Origin of the sequence: Planotetraspora sp. A-T 1434 (genome assembly GCF_025420585.1) — a bacterium.
Lineage (GTDB): Bacteria > Actinomycetota > Actinomycetes > Streptosporangiales > Streptosporangiaceae > JAOEGB01.
This window is the reverse complement of sequence record NZ_JAOEGB010000036.1, coordinates 31,402-45,832: the sequence shown is the minus strand read 5'-3', so window position 1 is coordinate 45,832 and position 14,431 is coordinate 31,402. Positions and strand designations below refer to the sequence as shown.

Annotated in this window: 14 protein-coding genes; 5 read left to right on the top strand and 9 right to left on the bottom strand. The window is 70.8% G+C overall.

Going from position 1 to position 14,431, the window contains the following annotated elements:
• Nucleotides 1-56 precede the first annotated feature (56 nt).
• From N5079_RS32060 to N5079_RS32050, 3 genes are all read right to left on the bottom strand, one after another.
• The gene (locus N5079_RS32060; RefSeq protein ID WP_261587935.1) at nucleotides 57-257 is read right to left on the bottom strand and encodes a hypothetical protein; all 201 of its coding nucleotides are present in this window, start codon (nucleotides 255-257) and stop codon (nucleotides 57-59) included.
• A 146-nt stretch (nucleotides 258-403) separates the two neighbouring features.
• Complete coding sequence (locus N5079_RS32055; protein WP_261587934.1) at nucleotides 404-1,600, bottom strand: acyltransferase family protein; 1,197 nt, start codon at nucleotides 1,598-1,600, stop codon at nucleotides 404-406.
• Nucleotides 1,601-1,797: 197 nt separating this feature from the next.
• Complete coding sequence (locus N5079_RS32050; RefSeq protein ID WP_261587933.1) at nucleotides 1,798-2,616, bottom strand: SDR family NAD(P)-dependent oxidoreductase; 819 nt, start codon at nucleotides 2,614-2,616, stop codon at nucleotides 1,798-1,800.
• Between the two features lie 111 nt (nucleotides 2,617-2,727).
• Here N5079_RS32050 and N5079_RS32045 point away from each other — a divergent pair, with 111 nt between their 5' ends.
• The 4 genes from N5079_RS32045 to N5079_RS32030 are packed head-to-tail and all read left to right on the top strand — an operon-like array spanning nucleotide 2,728 to nucleotide 7,003.
• On the top strand, nucleotides 2,728-5,661 hold the full coding sequence (locus N5079_RS32045; RefSeq protein WP_261587932.1) for a nitrate- and nitrite sensing domain-containing protein: 2,934 nt from the start codon (nucleotides 2,728-2,730) through the stop codon (nucleotides 5,659-5,661).
• Nucleotides 5,658-6,065, top strand: coding sequence for a roadblock/LC7 domain-containing protein (locus tag N5079_RS32040; RefSeq protein ID WP_261587931.1), 408 nt, complete (start codon nucleotides 5,658-5,660; stop codon nucleotides 6,063-6,065). Before N5079_RS32045 ends, N5079_RS32040 begins: the two co-directional genes overlap by 4 nt.
• A gap of 13 nt (nucleotides 6,066-6,078) precedes the next feature.
• The gene (locus tag N5079_RS32035; protein WP_261587929.1) at nucleotides 6,079-6,447 is read left to right on the top strand and encodes a DUF742 domain-containing protein; all 369 of its coding nucleotides are present in this window, start codon (nucleotides 6,079-6,081) and stop codon (nucleotides 6,445-6,447) included.
• Nucleotides 6,428-7,003, top strand: a complete 576-nt coding sequence (locus tag N5079_RS32030) for a GTP-binding protein (protein WP_261587928.1) — start codon at nucleotides 6,428-6,430, stop codon at nucleotides 7,001-7,003. The genes N5079_RS32035 and N5079_RS32030 overlap by 20 nt, the downstream gene beginning before the upstream one ends.
• A 32-nt stretch (nucleotides 7,004-7,035) precedes the next feature.
• Here the strand turns inward: N5079_RS32030 and N5079_RS32025 are convergent, their stop codons facing one another.
• The 5 genes from N5079_RS32025 to xylA all read right to left on the bottom strand — a co-directional run bounded on the left by N5079_RS32025 (nucleotide 7,036) and on the right by xylA (nucleotide 12,845).
• Complete coding sequence (locus tag N5079_RS32025) at nucleotides 7,036-7,434, bottom strand: DUF742 domain-containing protein (RefSeq protein ID WP_261587927.1); 399 nt, start codon at nucleotides 7,432-7,434, stop codon at nucleotides 7,036-7,038.
• Nucleotides 7,431-9,374 carry a nitrate- and nitrite sensing domain-containing protein gene (locus tag N5079_RS32020; RefSeq protein WP_261587926.1) on the bottom strand — a complete coding sequence of 648 codons (1,944 nt, stop codon included), beginning with the start codon at nucleotides 9,372-9,374 and terminating at the stop codon, nucleotides 7,431-7,433. The genes N5079_RS32025 and N5079_RS32020 overlap by 4 nt, the downstream gene beginning before the upstream one ends.
• 72 nt (nucleotides 9,375-9,446) lie before the next feature.
• Nucleotides 9,447-10,133, bottom strand: a complete 687-nt coding sequence (locus tag N5079_RS32015; RefSeq protein ID WP_261587924.1) for a DUF998 domain-containing protein — start codon at nucleotides 10,131-10,133, stop codon at nucleotides 9,447-9,449.
• Nucleotides 10,134-10,287: 154 nt separating this feature from the next.
• On the bottom strand, nucleotides 10,288-11,697 hold the full coding sequence (xylB, locus tag N5079_RS32010) for a xylulokinase (RefSeq protein ID WP_261587922.1): 1,410 nt from the start codon (nucleotides 11,695-11,697) through the stop codon (nucleotides 10,288-10,290).
• Nucleotides 11,694-12,845 (bottom strand): xylose isomerase, encoded by a 1,152-nt coding sequence (xylA, locus tag N5079_RS32005; protein ID WP_261587921.1) that lies wholly within the window; start codon nucleotides 12,843-12,845, stop codon nucleotides 11,694-11,696. Before xylA ends, xylB begins: the two co-directional genes overlap by 4 nt.
• 105 nt (nucleotides 12,846-12,950) lie before the next feature.
• On the opposite strand from xylA, the gene N5079_RS32000 reads away from it, so the two are divergent.
• Nucleotides 12,951-14,222, top strand: coding sequence for an ROK family transcriptional regulator (locus N5079_RS32000; RefSeq protein WP_261587920.1), 1,272 nt, complete (start codon nucleotides 12,951-12,953; stop codon nucleotides 14,220-14,222).
• Here the strand turns inward: N5079_RS32000 and N5079_RS31995 are convergent.
• Nucleotides 14,211-14,420, bottom strand: coding sequence for a hypothetical protein (locus N5079_RS31995; protein WP_261587919.1), 210 nt, complete (start codon nucleotides 14,418-14,420; stop codon nucleotides 14,211-14,213). The genes N5079_RS32000 and N5079_RS31995 overlap by 12 nt on opposite strands.
• Nucleotides 14,421-14,431: the final 11 nt, after the last annotated feature.

The window sequence follows — 14,431 nt, the reverse complement described above, 5'->3', positions numbered from 1 at the left end:
CGTGCCTCCGCGATTTTGGGGGGAGCTGAGAGATTTTGGGGGGAGCTGAGAGGGAGTCAGACGACCGCGCGAGCGACGTAGACCGTACGCGGCGGTGAGTACTCCACGACGATGATGAGCGCGCCGACCGCGATCTCCTCGTCGGGCACGCTCGGATAGGCGTAGAACGCCTCGACACCCCCGCGGATCGGCACCATGACCTCACCGACAAGGCCTGGGCCGATCTTGCCCGTGACCCTGCCCTGCCTGCCGACCAACCCGTGTCACCCCGTCGTCTTTACATTCACCGCGAATGCGCACGTTACCCCGTAATAACGCGTCACGACAGCCGCCCGGACAATAGTTCCCCAACGCCCTGCCGTACCGCGTTGCGCGATTCATCGTCACCCCGACAACGGGCGGATCACCCCGTGCGTTCCGCCTTTCTGATGTTTTCCGCCACGGATTCCCGCTTGGCTTCCAGCGCGGGTTCCTGTGCGCGTTCCGGCACGGGTTCCTGTGCGCGTTCCGGCGCGGCTTCCGGCGCGGCTTCCTGTGCGGGTTCCTGTGCGGCTTCTGGAGCGGCACGCTTTGCGGGACGCCTGAGCTGGGTGAAGGCCCAGGAAATGTCGGGCTCGACCGCCCATTTGGTGACCCGCCTGACCGGTGGGGTGCAGAGCACCGTCGCGAGGAGCGCGCCGAGCGCGATCATCGCCACCACTCCGGCGGGGTTGACCAGCGCGGCGTGGAACCGTTCCGTCACCTTCACGGCGAAGCCGTGCAGCAGGTAGGCGTACATGGTGGCGGCCCCGAGCGAGGTGTACCAGGCCCGGCGGCTCGGCGTGACCGCGAGGAACGCCGCCACCAGCAGCGCCCCCGCCGCCAGCATGGCGAGCCGGATCAGGCTGCCGCTGAGATCGTCGACGCCGATCTGATGGTTCGAGTGCCGCCAGCGGATCCATTCGGTAGCGATCTGTCCATGTACGGCCGCCGCGACGCAGAGACCGGCGACCAGGACGGCCGCGCCCGTCAACCGGGCCCATCGCCGCCGGAGGACGTCGAGGTGCTCGGGCTTCAGCATGAGTCCGAGCACGTAGAACGGCAGCAGCCCGAGCGTGCGGTTCATGGACAGCTCGTCCGGCAGCGCGCTCGTCCCCGACAGCAGCGACAGCGCCACCGCGATCCCGAGCGGCCACCTCAACTGCTGCCACACCGGCGTGGAAAGCCGCCAGAGGAACAGCGACATCAGGAACCACGTCAGGTAGTACGGATCGAGCAGGCTGATCTCCAGCTTGTGGTACAGGAAATAGCGCGGCAGCGAATAGGCCACTTCAAAGATCACGTACGGCACGGCCAGGCCGCTGATGAGCTTGCGCGCCTTGCCCGCCGAGAAAGTGAAATTTCGTGATAAGTAGCCGCTGACGACGATGAAGAGCGGCATATGGAAGACGTAGACGAAGAAGTACAGCGCGTGCGCCGCGGGGACGTCCCGGAGGTCCTCGATGAGGTGTCCGGAGACCACCAGGATGATCGCCAGAAACTTGGCGTTGTCCAGGAGCGGGTCCCGGAAAGCCGTCAGGGGCCGGGCGGTCAGGGGTCGGGCGGCAGCGGGCGCGGTCACGAAGCCGGACCCTAACGACCGCCCGTCTGTCCCCGTAGGCAACGGCGGACGAACATTCCGGGAACTCTCGACCGTTGAAGCCCCTACATGATCACGGAACTGGTTTCCGCAGCTCAGCACGCCAGCACGGGAACCTGTGCATGATCACAACCCACGACGGGGCCGGTCGCGGGGCATTTACGGGAACCTGTGCATGATCACGGCGAAGGGGGGAGGTGGGTGGCGGCGAGGCTGGCGGACCACAGCGCCTCGGCCAGGGCGGGGTCCGACATCCGCGCGGGAACGGCGGCGGGGGCGTTCTTGACGAAGTACCGCCCCGGGTGGCCGGCGCCGTCGGCGTGGCTCGCCAGATGGGCGATGCGGCTCCCCCCGGCCTCCACCGGCTCTCCCATGCCGGGCACGTGCGTCACGAGTTTCATGAAGAACGTCCCGGCCGCGAAGCCGGTCTTGAGAACACCGGGATGCAGGCACGTGGCGGCCAGGCCGCGCTCGGCCAGCGACACCGTGAACAGCGCGTTGGCCTGCTTGGAGTCGCCGTACTGCAGCCATCCGTTCCAGCGGCGCCGCTCGCGGGAGAGGTCGTCCGGGTCGAGGCGGCCCGTCTTCGCCGCCTGCGACGACGTGGTGACGACCCTCGCGGAGGATGCCTTGAGCCGGTCGAAGAGCAGGTTGGTCAGCAGGAACGGCGCCAGATGGTTGACCTGCATGATCAGCTCGTGGCCGTCCGCGGTCACGCGCCGGTCGGAGGTCATGACCCCGGCGTTGTTCACCAGGACGTCGATGCGCTCATACCGGTCGAGGAGGTCGCGCGCCAGTCTCCGGACGTCGTCCAGCGAGGCGTAGTCGACGAGAAGGGTGTCCGGTGCGCTTCCGATGATCGACTTGACACGGTCCGCGACAGCGGACACTTTGGCCGCCGTCCGGCCCACGAGCACAAGTTGGTGCCCCCGCTTCGCCAGATCAAGCGCAGAAGCTGCACCGATTCCGTCGCTGGCCCCGGTAATCACGGTAATCATCAGATCCTCCACTGCGCCAGAACTGTATCGGTGCTAGTCTCCTGTGCGATCTTCCGGAGGTGCATTTCCCCATAAATGCGGCGTGAGCCTCCACGCACTGCAGGAGTGGCCATGGGTTCAAGAAACCGGTCGATTCGGTTCAAGATCTTCTTGCTGCTGCTACTCCCCCTACTGATGCTGAGCGCTTTGTGGGGATTTGTCCTTAATCTCACGGTTGGCGATGGGCTCGCGCTCCTGCGGGCCAAAAAGCTGTACGACACCGTCGGCGTGACCTCCACCGACCTCGGGCTGCAACTCCAGGCCGAGCGCGCGCTGACCGCCGAGGTGCTCGGCGGGAAGAAGTCCGCCTCCGCCCTCACCTCGCAACAGGCGAGGACCGCCGGCGCGGCCGGCAGGTTCAGCCAGGCCGCCCGCGACGAGATGGACAAGGGCTCGATCAGCGCCGACCTCAAGGTCCCTCTCGGTGCACTGCTCACCTCGCTGGAGCGCCTGCCGAACATCCGCGACTCGGTCGCGCTCGGGAAGTACAACCGGCTCCAGGCGATCAACGCGTACAACGGGCTGATGGACCAGCTCTTCGCGGTCTACGAGCGACTGGTCTCGGTGCCCGATCTCGGCGTCTTCCAGCAGGGCGCCGCCATGCAGGCGATGGGCAACGCCTACGAGATGATCGCCCGTGAGGACGCCCTCATCTGCGGCGTGGCGCCGGGCCGCTCACTCACTCACGACGAGCGCGACGCCTTCGCCGCGTGGGTCGCGAACCAGCGGTTCCTCTACCGGAAGTACCGGCCCGTGCTCAAGGGCGGCATGCGCCAGCCGTATGAGGAGGTGCTGAGCTCCCCGGTCTTTGAGCGGTTCGCGGCGCTGGAGAACCGCGTCATTCAGCAGCAGACCGTCGGCGGCGTCGCCCCGGAGAACGAGGAGATGTGGGAGGACGCCGTCGGGCCCGTCGAAAGGCAGCTCGACCTGGCCCGCGTCAAGGCGTCCGACGCCCTGAACGCGAGCTCCATCTCCGTGGCCGGCGGCATCATGACCCGCATCGCCATCGCCGGCGGCCTCGGCCTCGTCGCGATCATCGCCACGATCGTCTTCTCCGTCCGCTTCGGCCGCCGTCTCGTCGGCGACCTCGCGGATCTGCGCCACGCCGCGCTCGACCTCGCCGACGTACGGCTCCCGCGCGTCGTCGAGAAGCTGAGCCGCGGTGAGGAGGTCGACGTCGACGCCGAGGCGCCGCCCGTCCGGGGAGGCGGGTCGAGCGAGGTAGAGGACGTCGCCCACGCCTTCTCCACGGTGCGGCGCACGGCCGTGGAGGCCGCCGTCGGCCAGGCCAACCTCCGCCGGGGTGTCAACCAGGTGTTCCTCAACCTGGCCCGGCGCAAGCAGAGCCTGCTGCACCGGCAGCTCGTGCTGCTCGACGCCATGCAGCGCCGGTCCACCGACCCAGAGGGCCTGGAGGACCTGTTCCGGCTCGACCACCTGACCACCCGCATGCGCCGCCACGCCGAAGGCCTGATCATCCTCTCCGGCGCGACGCCCGGCCGGTCCTGGCGCAAGCCGGTGCCGATCATCGACGTGGTCCGCGCGGCGATCTCCGAGGTCGAGGACTACACCCGCATCTCGATGCTGCCGATGCCGAACGCGTCGCTCGCGGGCGCGAGCGTGGCCGACATCGTCCACCTCATCGCCGAGCTGGTCGAAAACGCCACCATCTTCTCGCCCCCGCAGACGAAGGTGCAGGTCCGCGGCGACCTCGCCGCCAACGGGCTGGTCCTGGAGATCGAGGACCGCGGCCTCGGCCTGACTCACGAGGAGTACGCCGAGATCAACGAGCGGCTCGCGAACCCGCCGGAGTTCGACCTGGCGGACAGCGACCGGCTGGGCCTCTTCGTGGTCGGCCAGCTCGCCGCCCGTTACGGTGTCCGCGTGGTCCTCCGCAACTCGCCGTACGGCGGGACGACGGCCATCGTGCTCGTCCCCCGGTCCCTCGTGGCCGAGGACGGCTCTCCGCAGGCGATCACCGGATCCAGCGTGCGGGGCGCGCATGCCAAGCACGCCCTCACCGGGCCTGCCACGACCGAGCGGCGCGGCGAGCGGGAGACGACCGCGCCGTCCTGGCCGGAGCCGTCACGCCGGGAGACGGCGGCCCTGGAAACCGCAGCCCCGGAAACCACGGCCCCGGAAACCACGGCCCTGGGGACGCGGGACCCCAAGGTAAAGGATCTCGAGCCGCAGAAGTCCGAGACGCAGGATTCCGACGCACAGGGTTCCGAGGCACAGGGTTCCGAGGCACAGGGTTCCGAGGCACAGGGTTCCGAGGCACAGGGTTCCGAGGCACAGGGTTCCGAGGCACAGGGTTCCGAGGCACAGGGCCCGGACACCTCGCCCTTCTTCACCCCGGCGGCGCTTCGGGCGGACACCACCGGCGCGGCGTCCCACGACGAGCAGTCGCCCGCGTCCGCCCCCGATGCGGCATGGCCCGCCTCTCCATATGCGGAGCCCTCGGCGGCGTCCACTGGATCCGGCACGAGCCTTCCCAGCCGCTCCCGGAGCTTCCCCCGGCCCTCCACGAGCGTCCGGAGCCCCTCGGCGAGCACGCCGCCGAACGGCGCCACCTCCAACGGGTTCGGGTCCAGGGGATCGGGGTCCAACGGGTCCGCCTCCAATGGGTCCGCCTCCAATGGGTCCGGCTCCGACGGGGCCGGATCAAACGGCTCCGGATCGCGCAACTCCGGGTCACATGGCTCCGGGTCACATGGCTCTGGGGCGCAGCCTTCGAGGGCGAGGGGCCTCGCCTCGAACGGAACGCACGCCGGGCTGCCCCGCCGCGTCCGCCAGGCCAACATCGCTCCCCAGCTCCGCGAGCGGTCCCAGCCCTCGCAGGTTCCGGTTACGACCCCCGAGGAGCGGTCCCCGGAGGAGGCGAGGGCCATGTTCTCCGCCTTCCAGCAGGGGGCCCGGCGCGGCCGCGAGGAGTCCGAGCCGCAGGGCCACCGCGAGCCCGGCGACCACTCATACAACACGCACGGCGAGAAGGGTGACGCATGACCGGCAACGTGACATCGACTGGCGAACTCAACTGGCTGCTCGACGATCTCATCAGCAGGGTCGGCGCCGTCCGCCAGGCGGTGATTCTTTCTACGGACGGTCTCGTCGTGGGAGCCTCCCAGGGGCTGAGCCGGGAGGACGCGGAGCACCTGTCCGCGGTCGCCGCCGGCTTCCAGAGCCTGGCACGCGGCGCGGGACGGCACTTCGGCGGTGGTGAGGTGCGCCAGACCATCGTCGAGATGGAGTCGGCGTTCCTGTTCGTAACGGCCGCCGGGCAGGGCACCTGCCTCGCCGTGCTGGCCGCCTCCGACGCCGACGTCGGCCACATCGCCTACGAGATGGCCATGCTGGTCAAGCGTGTCGGCCAGCACATCTCCACCAGTCCGCGGCGAATCTCGCCGTGAGACGGGGCGCCCCATGACAGGACCGCAGTGGATCGATGACGAGGCCGGGCCCGTGGTCCGGCCGTACGCGCTGACAGGGGGCCGCGCGCGGTCCTCCGGTGACAACATCGACCTGATCGCGCTGGTGACCGCCACCGGGGCGCCGGTGGGGAACACCGCGGACATCGGTCCTGAGCAGCGGCGGATCCTGGAGATCGCCTCCCACGGCGCCTCGGTCGCGGACATCGCGTCCGACGTGGACCTGCCGCTCGGCGTCGTCCGCGTCCTGCTCGGGGATCTGCACGACCAAGGGCTGATCAACGTGCGGCCTCCGGTCAAGGCGGCGCCGCTGCCAAGCGAGCGCATTCTCAAGGAAGTGATCAATGGCCTTCGCGCCCTCTGACGAGCCGGTCGCTCTGAAGATCCTCGTCGCCGGCGGCTTCGGCGTCGGCAAGACCACGCTGGTCGGCGCGATCAGCGAGATCCGCCCCCTGCGGACCGAAGAGGTCCTTTCGGATCGCGGTGTCGGCGTGGACGACACCGACGGGGTGGAAGGTAAGACGACCACGACCGTGGCGATGGACTTCGGCCGGATCACCATCCGGGAAGGCCTCGTGGTCTACCTGTTCGGCACGCCCGGCCAGGAGCGGTTCTGGTTCATGTGGGATGAGTTGTCCTACGGCGCCCTCGGCGCGGTGGTGCTGGCCGACACCCGCCGCCTGACCGACTGCTTCCCGTCCATCGACTACTTCGAGCAGCGTGGCACGCCGTTCGTGGTCGCGGTGAACTGCTTCGACGGCGCCGAGCGCCACGAGCCCGACGACGTGCGGATCGCCCTCGACCTCGATCCGGAGGTGCCGGTCCTGCTCTGTGACGTGCGGCGGCGCGCCTCGGCCAAGGTGGTGCTGGTCACGCTCGTCGAGCACGCCCTGAAGACGCTGACGGCCGCCCAGCGCTGAGTCTCTGGCGGGTGCGGCCCCCGGCCGCCCCGCTACAGCGCGCGCAGGCCGCTGATGACCTCCTGGAGGATGCTTTCCATGCGGTTCGCGGCACCCGCGGGGGCCGGGGGCCGGACCAGGACCAGTCCGTGGTCCAGGAGGTCGCCGAGCAGCACGCGGACCACGCCCAGCGGCAGGCCGGAGTCCGAGGCCACGTCCGCGAGCGGCCGGGCGCGCGGCAGCAGGCCGAGCAGCCTGCGGTGTTCGCTGCCGAGATCCGCGTGGTCCGGCAGGGCTGCCCCCGTGGCCGCCACGATGGCCGTCAGGTCCAGCGCGGCGGGCGAGCTGGGCGTGACCCGGCCCCGCGTGAGGGCGTAGGCGCGGACCACTGGGCCGTCGTCGACCCACTCCTCCTCGGTGTCCATCTCACTTTCCATCGGATCTCCGCTCATGCGCCCGCTCCTTCCCGAAGCGGGAGCCGTGCCGGCCCGGAATCGGGGCCGCCGGAGGCGGCCAGTAGGGTCGCGGGGAGCAGCACGATGGCGGTCGTGCCCCCGAACGGCGAGGGCCGCAGCTCGACCCGGATGCCGTGCCGCGAGGCGAGGCGTCCGACGACCACGAGCCCGAGCCGGTCGGTGTCCGCCAGGTTGAACTCCGGCGGGCTGGCCAGTTTCTCGTTGATCACCTGTCTCTCCTCGTGGGAGAGGCCGAGCCCCCGGTCCTCGACCTCGACGACGAAGCCCTTGGCCACGGACTCTCCCCTGACGGAGACCTCGGTGTGGGGCGGCGAGTAGGCCGTGGCGTTCTCGATCAGCTCCGCGAAGAGGTGGACGACGTCGGCCACCGCCGAGCCGGAGATGGAGGCGGGCGGCATCGGGTAGACGCGGACGCGGGTGTAGTCCTCGACCTCGGCCACCGCGCCCTGCAGGGTGTCCGGGACGGCCACCGGCTCGCGCCGGGTCCGGCCCGCCGAGCCGCCGGAGAGGATGATCAGGCCCTCCGCGTGGCGGCGCATGCGGGTGGTGAGGTGGTCGAGCTTGAAGAGCTCCTCCAGCGCGGCCGGGTCCTCGGCCCTGCGCTGCATGGCGTCGAGCAGCCGGAGCTGCCGCTGAAGCAGGCCCTGGCTGCGGCGGGCGAGGTTGCGCAGGGCCTGACCCGCGCTCTCGCGGATCCGCGCCTGGTCGACGGCCGCCTCGACGGCCGTGCGCTGCACGGCGCTGAACGCCGCGGCGACGTCGCGGACCTCGCCGGTCGTGCCGGGCGGTTCGAGGAGTGGCGCCTCGGCCGCGACGTCGACCTTCTCCCCTCGCCCGAGGCGCTCGACGACGTGCGGGAGCCGCACCTCCGCGAGGTCACGCGCGGCCGACCGGAGCTTGGCCAGCTCCCTTGACAGGCCGCCGCCCGTCCGCAGGGAGATGATGAGTGAGACGGCGACCGCCACGAGGCCGACGACCCCCGCGACGCCCGCCCGGGTGAACGTCGCGATCGCGGTGGGCCGCGCCCGCGAGGCGAGGGCGACGCCGCCCTTGTCGATGGCCGCCTGGTAGTCGGCCTGCACGTGGTCGGCCACCTCTCGCCAGAGGTCGTGGGTGACCACTGGGCCCTCCCTGCCGCTGACGATCCACGACTCGATCGTCAGGAACCGGCGGTAGGGCGAGGAGACGAGCAACTGCTCGAACGGCACCCGCAGGCCGGGCTCCAGCTCGGCCATTCCCTCCTCGAACAGGAACCCCCGGGTCGTCGCGAGCTGAATGAACGCCAGCCGCTCCGCGTGGGTGAACGTCCGGCCCGCGGCCAGGACGCCGGAGACCAGCGCCACCTCGCGGCTGAGGTGGTCCTTGGCGAAACCGACCATCGTCAGGCTGCGCGACTGCTGGTAGAGCGGCAGGTCGTCGGTGAGCGTCATGCTGTGGACGAGCTGCTGCATGGCGCTCGGCACTAGGCCGAACCGCTGCCCGAGCGAGACGAAGTCGATGTCACGGTCGTTCACGTGGGCCCGGGTCGGGTCGATGCCCTTCACCGCCGCGAGCACGCCGGTCATCCTGGCCTTGACGGCGGGGGTCATCACGTCCTGGGCGGCCCCGCTGCCGGACAGCTTGAGGAACCGGTTCCGGTCCTGGTCGACCATTCGCCGCTGCTCGTCCAGGCGGACCCGTGCCTCGGTCGTTCCCGTCGCCAGATATTCGACGGAGAGCAGGTGCTCGCGTTCGACCGAGGTCGCGAGCCGGTTACCCGGATCACCGATCGTCTCGTAGAGCGTCCCGACGGTAAGAAGCTTGGCCGACTCGCTCGTGGTCACCACCGCGGCGAAGCCCCAGAAGGCGACGAGCGAGATCAACGGGATCACGAGCAGCGTCGAAATCTTGAACCGGATGGACCTGCTCGACCCCATGCCACCTCATCGGAACGTCCCCCGGCCGATAGATTGCCGATGAGATTAGCACCGCATGAACGACGTTCCGCGCTAGTTAACGATATGTTGCGAAATTTCGGCAAAGGGTCGGCGCTCCCCGAGCCGTTCGACGAGCTGACCACGCGGTATCGGCCCCCAGGTGAGCCACAACAGGTTAACGGCGAGCACTCCCAGGACCGCCACCTCGGTGGTGAGCAGCAGGCGCTCCACGAGACCGATCACGACCCCGTGACCCGGCAGCGCCACGTACGTGATGGCCGCCAGGCCGAGCCCCGACGCCAATGCCAGCCACTCGACGAGACGGGCGACCGGCCTCCAACGCTCGTCCTCGGCGAACCGGCCGACGAGCTGGGTGGCGGCGGCCGGGACGCTGACGAAGGCGGCCGCCGACAGACAGCGGTGCACGTCCGTCTGCCAGGTCGCCCCGGCCCCGGCGGCCGTCGCCGGCACGACCGCCGCCGCGATCAACGCCAGGCTCCAGATCGCCATGAGCCGCGCCGGCCACCCCTGAACCGGCGCCCGTACGGCCCGCATCCCGGCCAGCAGCGCCAGGGAGGAGACGCCGAGGATCGCCATGGCCGGCTCGATCACGTCGCCGCCGTCCTCAGCGGCGTATTCGCTGATCGTCATCGTGACCGGGTCGAGCGAGCCGTCCCCGCCGACCTGCGCCACGACGACCGAGACCACCGCGAGCAGGATGCCGCCGCAGGCGATCACCGGATAGAGCCTTCTGACCATGCTCCGAGATTCCCGCGAATGGCGCGTCCCGGGCTATCCGGGACAACGCCTACATCACCCCTATTCGCCGTCAGGGTCGCCTCAGGGTCGGGGCCGTGTCCAACTGGGCTCGCTCCGCCGGCGCGGGTGGCACCTCCGCGCCCCTCGCGGGCCGTCACTGGTGGGAGGTGAACTCCTTGTAACGGTCGCGGAGGCCGGTGGTGGGGTCGGCTTCGAACAGGGCGGCGTCTCCCCCATCCCAGCGCGGGGGCTCGGGTCCGCCGGACAGCAGCCAGGCGGCCTGACGGGCGGCGCCGTCCGCGACGTACTCCCCCGGCCGGGGCACGAGGACGGGACGGCCGAAGACGCTCGGCGCGATGCGCCGAACCGCCTCGGACCGCGCGCCACCGCCGATGAGCAGCACCCTGGCCGGGTCGAGGCCGAGCGCGTCGAGGGCGTCGGCGAGGCCGCACAGCATGCCCTCGACCGCCGCTCTGGCCAGGTGGGCGGGGGTCGCGGTGGCGAGCCGCAGGCCGTGCAGGGAGCCGCTCGCGTCCGGCAGGTTGGGGGTCCGCTCACCCTCCAGGTACGGCACGAGCACCAGGCCGCCGGCGCCGGGCGGAGCCTGGAGAGCCAGGTCGCCGAGCTGGTCCTGGGTGACGCCGAGCATGCGGGCCGCCGCCTCCAGCACCCGGGCCGCGTTCAGCGTGCAGACCAGCGGCAGGAACCGCCCGGTCGCGTCGGCGAACCCGGCGACCGCTCCTGAGGGGTCGCTCGACGGGGTCTCCGCGACCGCGAAGGCCGTGCCGGATGTGCCGATGGAGACGACGACGTCGCCCGGCCGCATGCCGACGCCGAGGGCCGCCGCCATGTTGTCGCCCGTGCCCGGCGCCAGCCGTACGGCGCCGGAGGTTCCAGCCTGCCCGGCCTGTGCCAGGATCCCGGCCTGCTCGGTGGGGCCGAGGACGCGGGGCACGGCCGGGGTCGCTCCCATGGCCAGCTTGAGCAGGTCGATCCGGTATGTCCCGGTGGCGGGCGACCAGTAGCCGGTCCCGGACGCGTCCCCACGGTCGGTCGTGATCGTCTCGGGCCGCCCGGCGAGCATCCAGGTGAGCCAGTCGTGCGGCAGGCAGACCGATCCCGTACGGCTCGCGCTCTCGGGCTCGTGCTCCGCCAGCCAGCGGAGCTTCGTCACGGTGAACGAGGCCACGGGGACGCTGCCAACGGCGTCGGCCCACGCCTCTTCACCTGTCTTACCGGGGCCGGCCAGCTCGGCGATGAGATCGGCCGCCGCCCGGGCGGAACGGGTGTCGTTCCACAGCAGCGCGGGCCGTACGACCCGGCCGTCCTCGCCGAGGCAGACCATGCCGTGCTGCTGGGCCGCCACGCTGAGGGCCGCCACGTCGCCGAGACCGCCGGCCTGCTCGATCGCGCTCCGCAGCGCGGCCCACCAGTGAGCGGGATCGACCTCGGTGCCGTCGGGATGCGGCGCCCGGCCCTCCCGGACGAGGGCGCCGGTCTCCGCGTCGCGGATCACCACCTTGCAGCTCTGGGTCGAGGAGTCGACCCCCGCCACCAGAGTCACGCCGCGCCTCGCACGCCCAGGAGGTGCTCCAGAGCGAGCTGGTTCAGCGTGCTGTAGTGGTAGCCGCGCTCGCCCGCCTGGTCGGGGTCGAAGGCGTCCTTGAACAGGTCGTCGTAGTTCTCGCCCTCCGCCAGGGTCGGCTGGGAGAGCGCGCCGACCCGGCTGGCGTCGAGCGCCGCCTGGACCTCCGGGTCGGCCCGGAATGCCTTCGCCTTCTCCTTCAGGATCAGGTAGGTCCGCATGTTGGCGGCGGCCGAGACCCAGACGTCCTCGCTGTCCTCGGTCCTGAGCGGCTTGTAGTCGAAGTGCCGGGGGCCGTCGTAGCCTCCGCTCTCCAGCAGGTCGACGAGGAAGAACGCGCTTTTCACGTCGCCGTGCCCGAAGACGAGGTCCTGGTCGTACTTGGGGCCGTGCTGGCCGTTCAGGTCGATGTGGAAGAGCTTGCCGTGCCACAGCGCCTGGGCGATGCCGTGCACGAAGTTGAGCCCCGCCATCTGCTCGTGGCCGACCTCGGGGTTGAGGCCCACCCGCTCGGAATGCGCGAGCCCGTTGATGAACGCGAGGGCGTGGCCGATCGTCGGCAGGAGGATGTCTCCCCGGGGCTCGTTGGGCTTGGGCTCGATGGCGAACCGGATGTCGTAACCCTTGTCCACGACGTACTGGCAGAGAAGGTCGAGGCCCTCCTTGTAGCGGTCGAGGGCCGCCCTGACGTCCTTGGCGGCGTCGGACTCCGCGCCCTCCCGGCCGCCCCAGCACACGTAGGTAGTCGCGCCCAGCTCGGCCGCGAGGTCGATGTTGCGGATGACCTTCCGGAGCGCGTAACGGCGGACGTCGCGGTCGTTGCTCGTGAAGGCGCCGTCCTTGAACACCGGGTGGGTGAACAGGTTGGTCGTCGCCATCGGCACCCTGAGGCCGGTCTCGGCCAACGCCCTTTTGAAGCGCTCGACGGCCTTCACCCGGTCCGGCTCGACCGCGAGCAGGTCGTCGTCGTGGAAGGTCACGCCGTACGCCCCGAGCTCGGCGAGCCGGTGGAGGGTCTCCACGGGGTCCAGCGGGGCCCGGGTCGCGTCGCCGAACGGATCGCGCGCCTGCCAGCCGACCGTCCACAGCCCGAATGTGAAACGGTCCTCGGGAGTGGGGGTGTACATGGGTGGCCTCCGAATTAGTCTATGTTATGGACTAAATATCCGACGGGCAGGGCCGCAGGTCAAGCGGCCCATTCCACGATCTCATTTCCCGCGGCGGAGGCTGTGATGACGCAGGCCGTACGGCACGACGCGATGCGCGCGCGGAACCTGGCGCTCGTGCTCGGCGAGGTCGGCGCACGTGAGCCGATCACGCGCGCCGCCCTGTCGGAGATCACCGGGCTGACCAAGACGACCGTGTCCAAGCTCGTGGCCGACCTCATCGAGGCCGGGCTCGTGGTCGAGACCGGCGCGGTGCGCGACGGCGAGCGTGGCAGGCCCGGGGTCGCGGTCCGGATCAGCGGCGAGCACGTCGCGGCGGTGGGCCTGGAGATCAACGTCGACTACCTTGCCGTGCGGGTCGTCGATCTGTCCCGTTCGGTACGGCTCCGCCGTACACAGGCTGTGGACAACCGGTTGGCGCGGCCTGAGGATGTGGCGGCCCGGCTACGGGAAATGGCGCTGACGGCTGTGGACGAAGCTGTGGACAAGGGTCTGCGGGTGGTCGGCGGGGTCGTCGCCGTCCCCGGACCCGTGGACCTCTCCACCGGGACCCTGCGCAACGCCCCGAACCTCGGATGGCGAGACGTGCCCGTGCCGTCGCTGCTGGGGCTGCCGTTCCCGGTCCGGGTGGAGAACGAGGCCAACCTGGCGGCCCTGGGCGAGCTGTGGTTCGGGCCGGGCCCGTCCGACTTCCTGCACGTCTCCGGCGAGATCGGCGTCGGCGCGGGCCTGGTCGTGGGCGGCCGCCTCTTCCGGGGCACGCACGGCTTCGCCGGAGAGCTGGGGCACGTGGTCGTCTCGCCCGACGGGCCCGCCTGCCGGTGCGGCGGCAGCGGCTGCCTCGAACAATACGCGGGCCAGGACGCCCTCCTGGCCGCGGCAGGCCCATCCGGCCACGCCCCCCGATGCACACGGACGACCGGCTCTCACCCCACCGCCGCGGCAGAACCATCCGGCGGCGCCGCCCAATCCACACGAGCGACCGATTCCCGCCCCACCGCCGGCGGCATCGCCTCGCTGGTCTCGCGGCTGGAGGCCGGAGACCCGGGCGCCCTCGCGGCGTGCAGGCGGGCGGGCTGGGCGCTCGGCGTGGCCCTGTCCTCCGCGATCAACCTCGTGGACCCGGGCATGATCGTGCTCGGAGGGATCTACGCCCCGCTGTTCCCATGGCTCGGGGACCACGTGGCGGGCACGCTCGCCTCCCGTCTCGGCGGGATGCGCGCCGACGTTCCCCCCGTCGTGGCGTCCCGGCTCGGCTCGGAGGCCGCCGCCCTGGGCGCCGCCGGCCAGGTGATCCAGCGGGTGATCGCCGACCCGGCCGCGTCGCTAAAGGCCTGAGGGGTCGCGGCCGACGCTGATCTCCTCGGCGATCCGCCGGAGCTCCGCCTCGTCCAGGCGCGGCGTGCCCGGAAGGCTGCCCCTGAGAGCCGACACCACCTGGTGGAGCGGCTCCCCGGCATGGCGCACCGCGATGTCGTGGACGGCCCGGAAAAGGACCAGATTCGCTTCGTGTTCTCGCGTGCTGTCGGCGCTCATGGCGGTCTCCC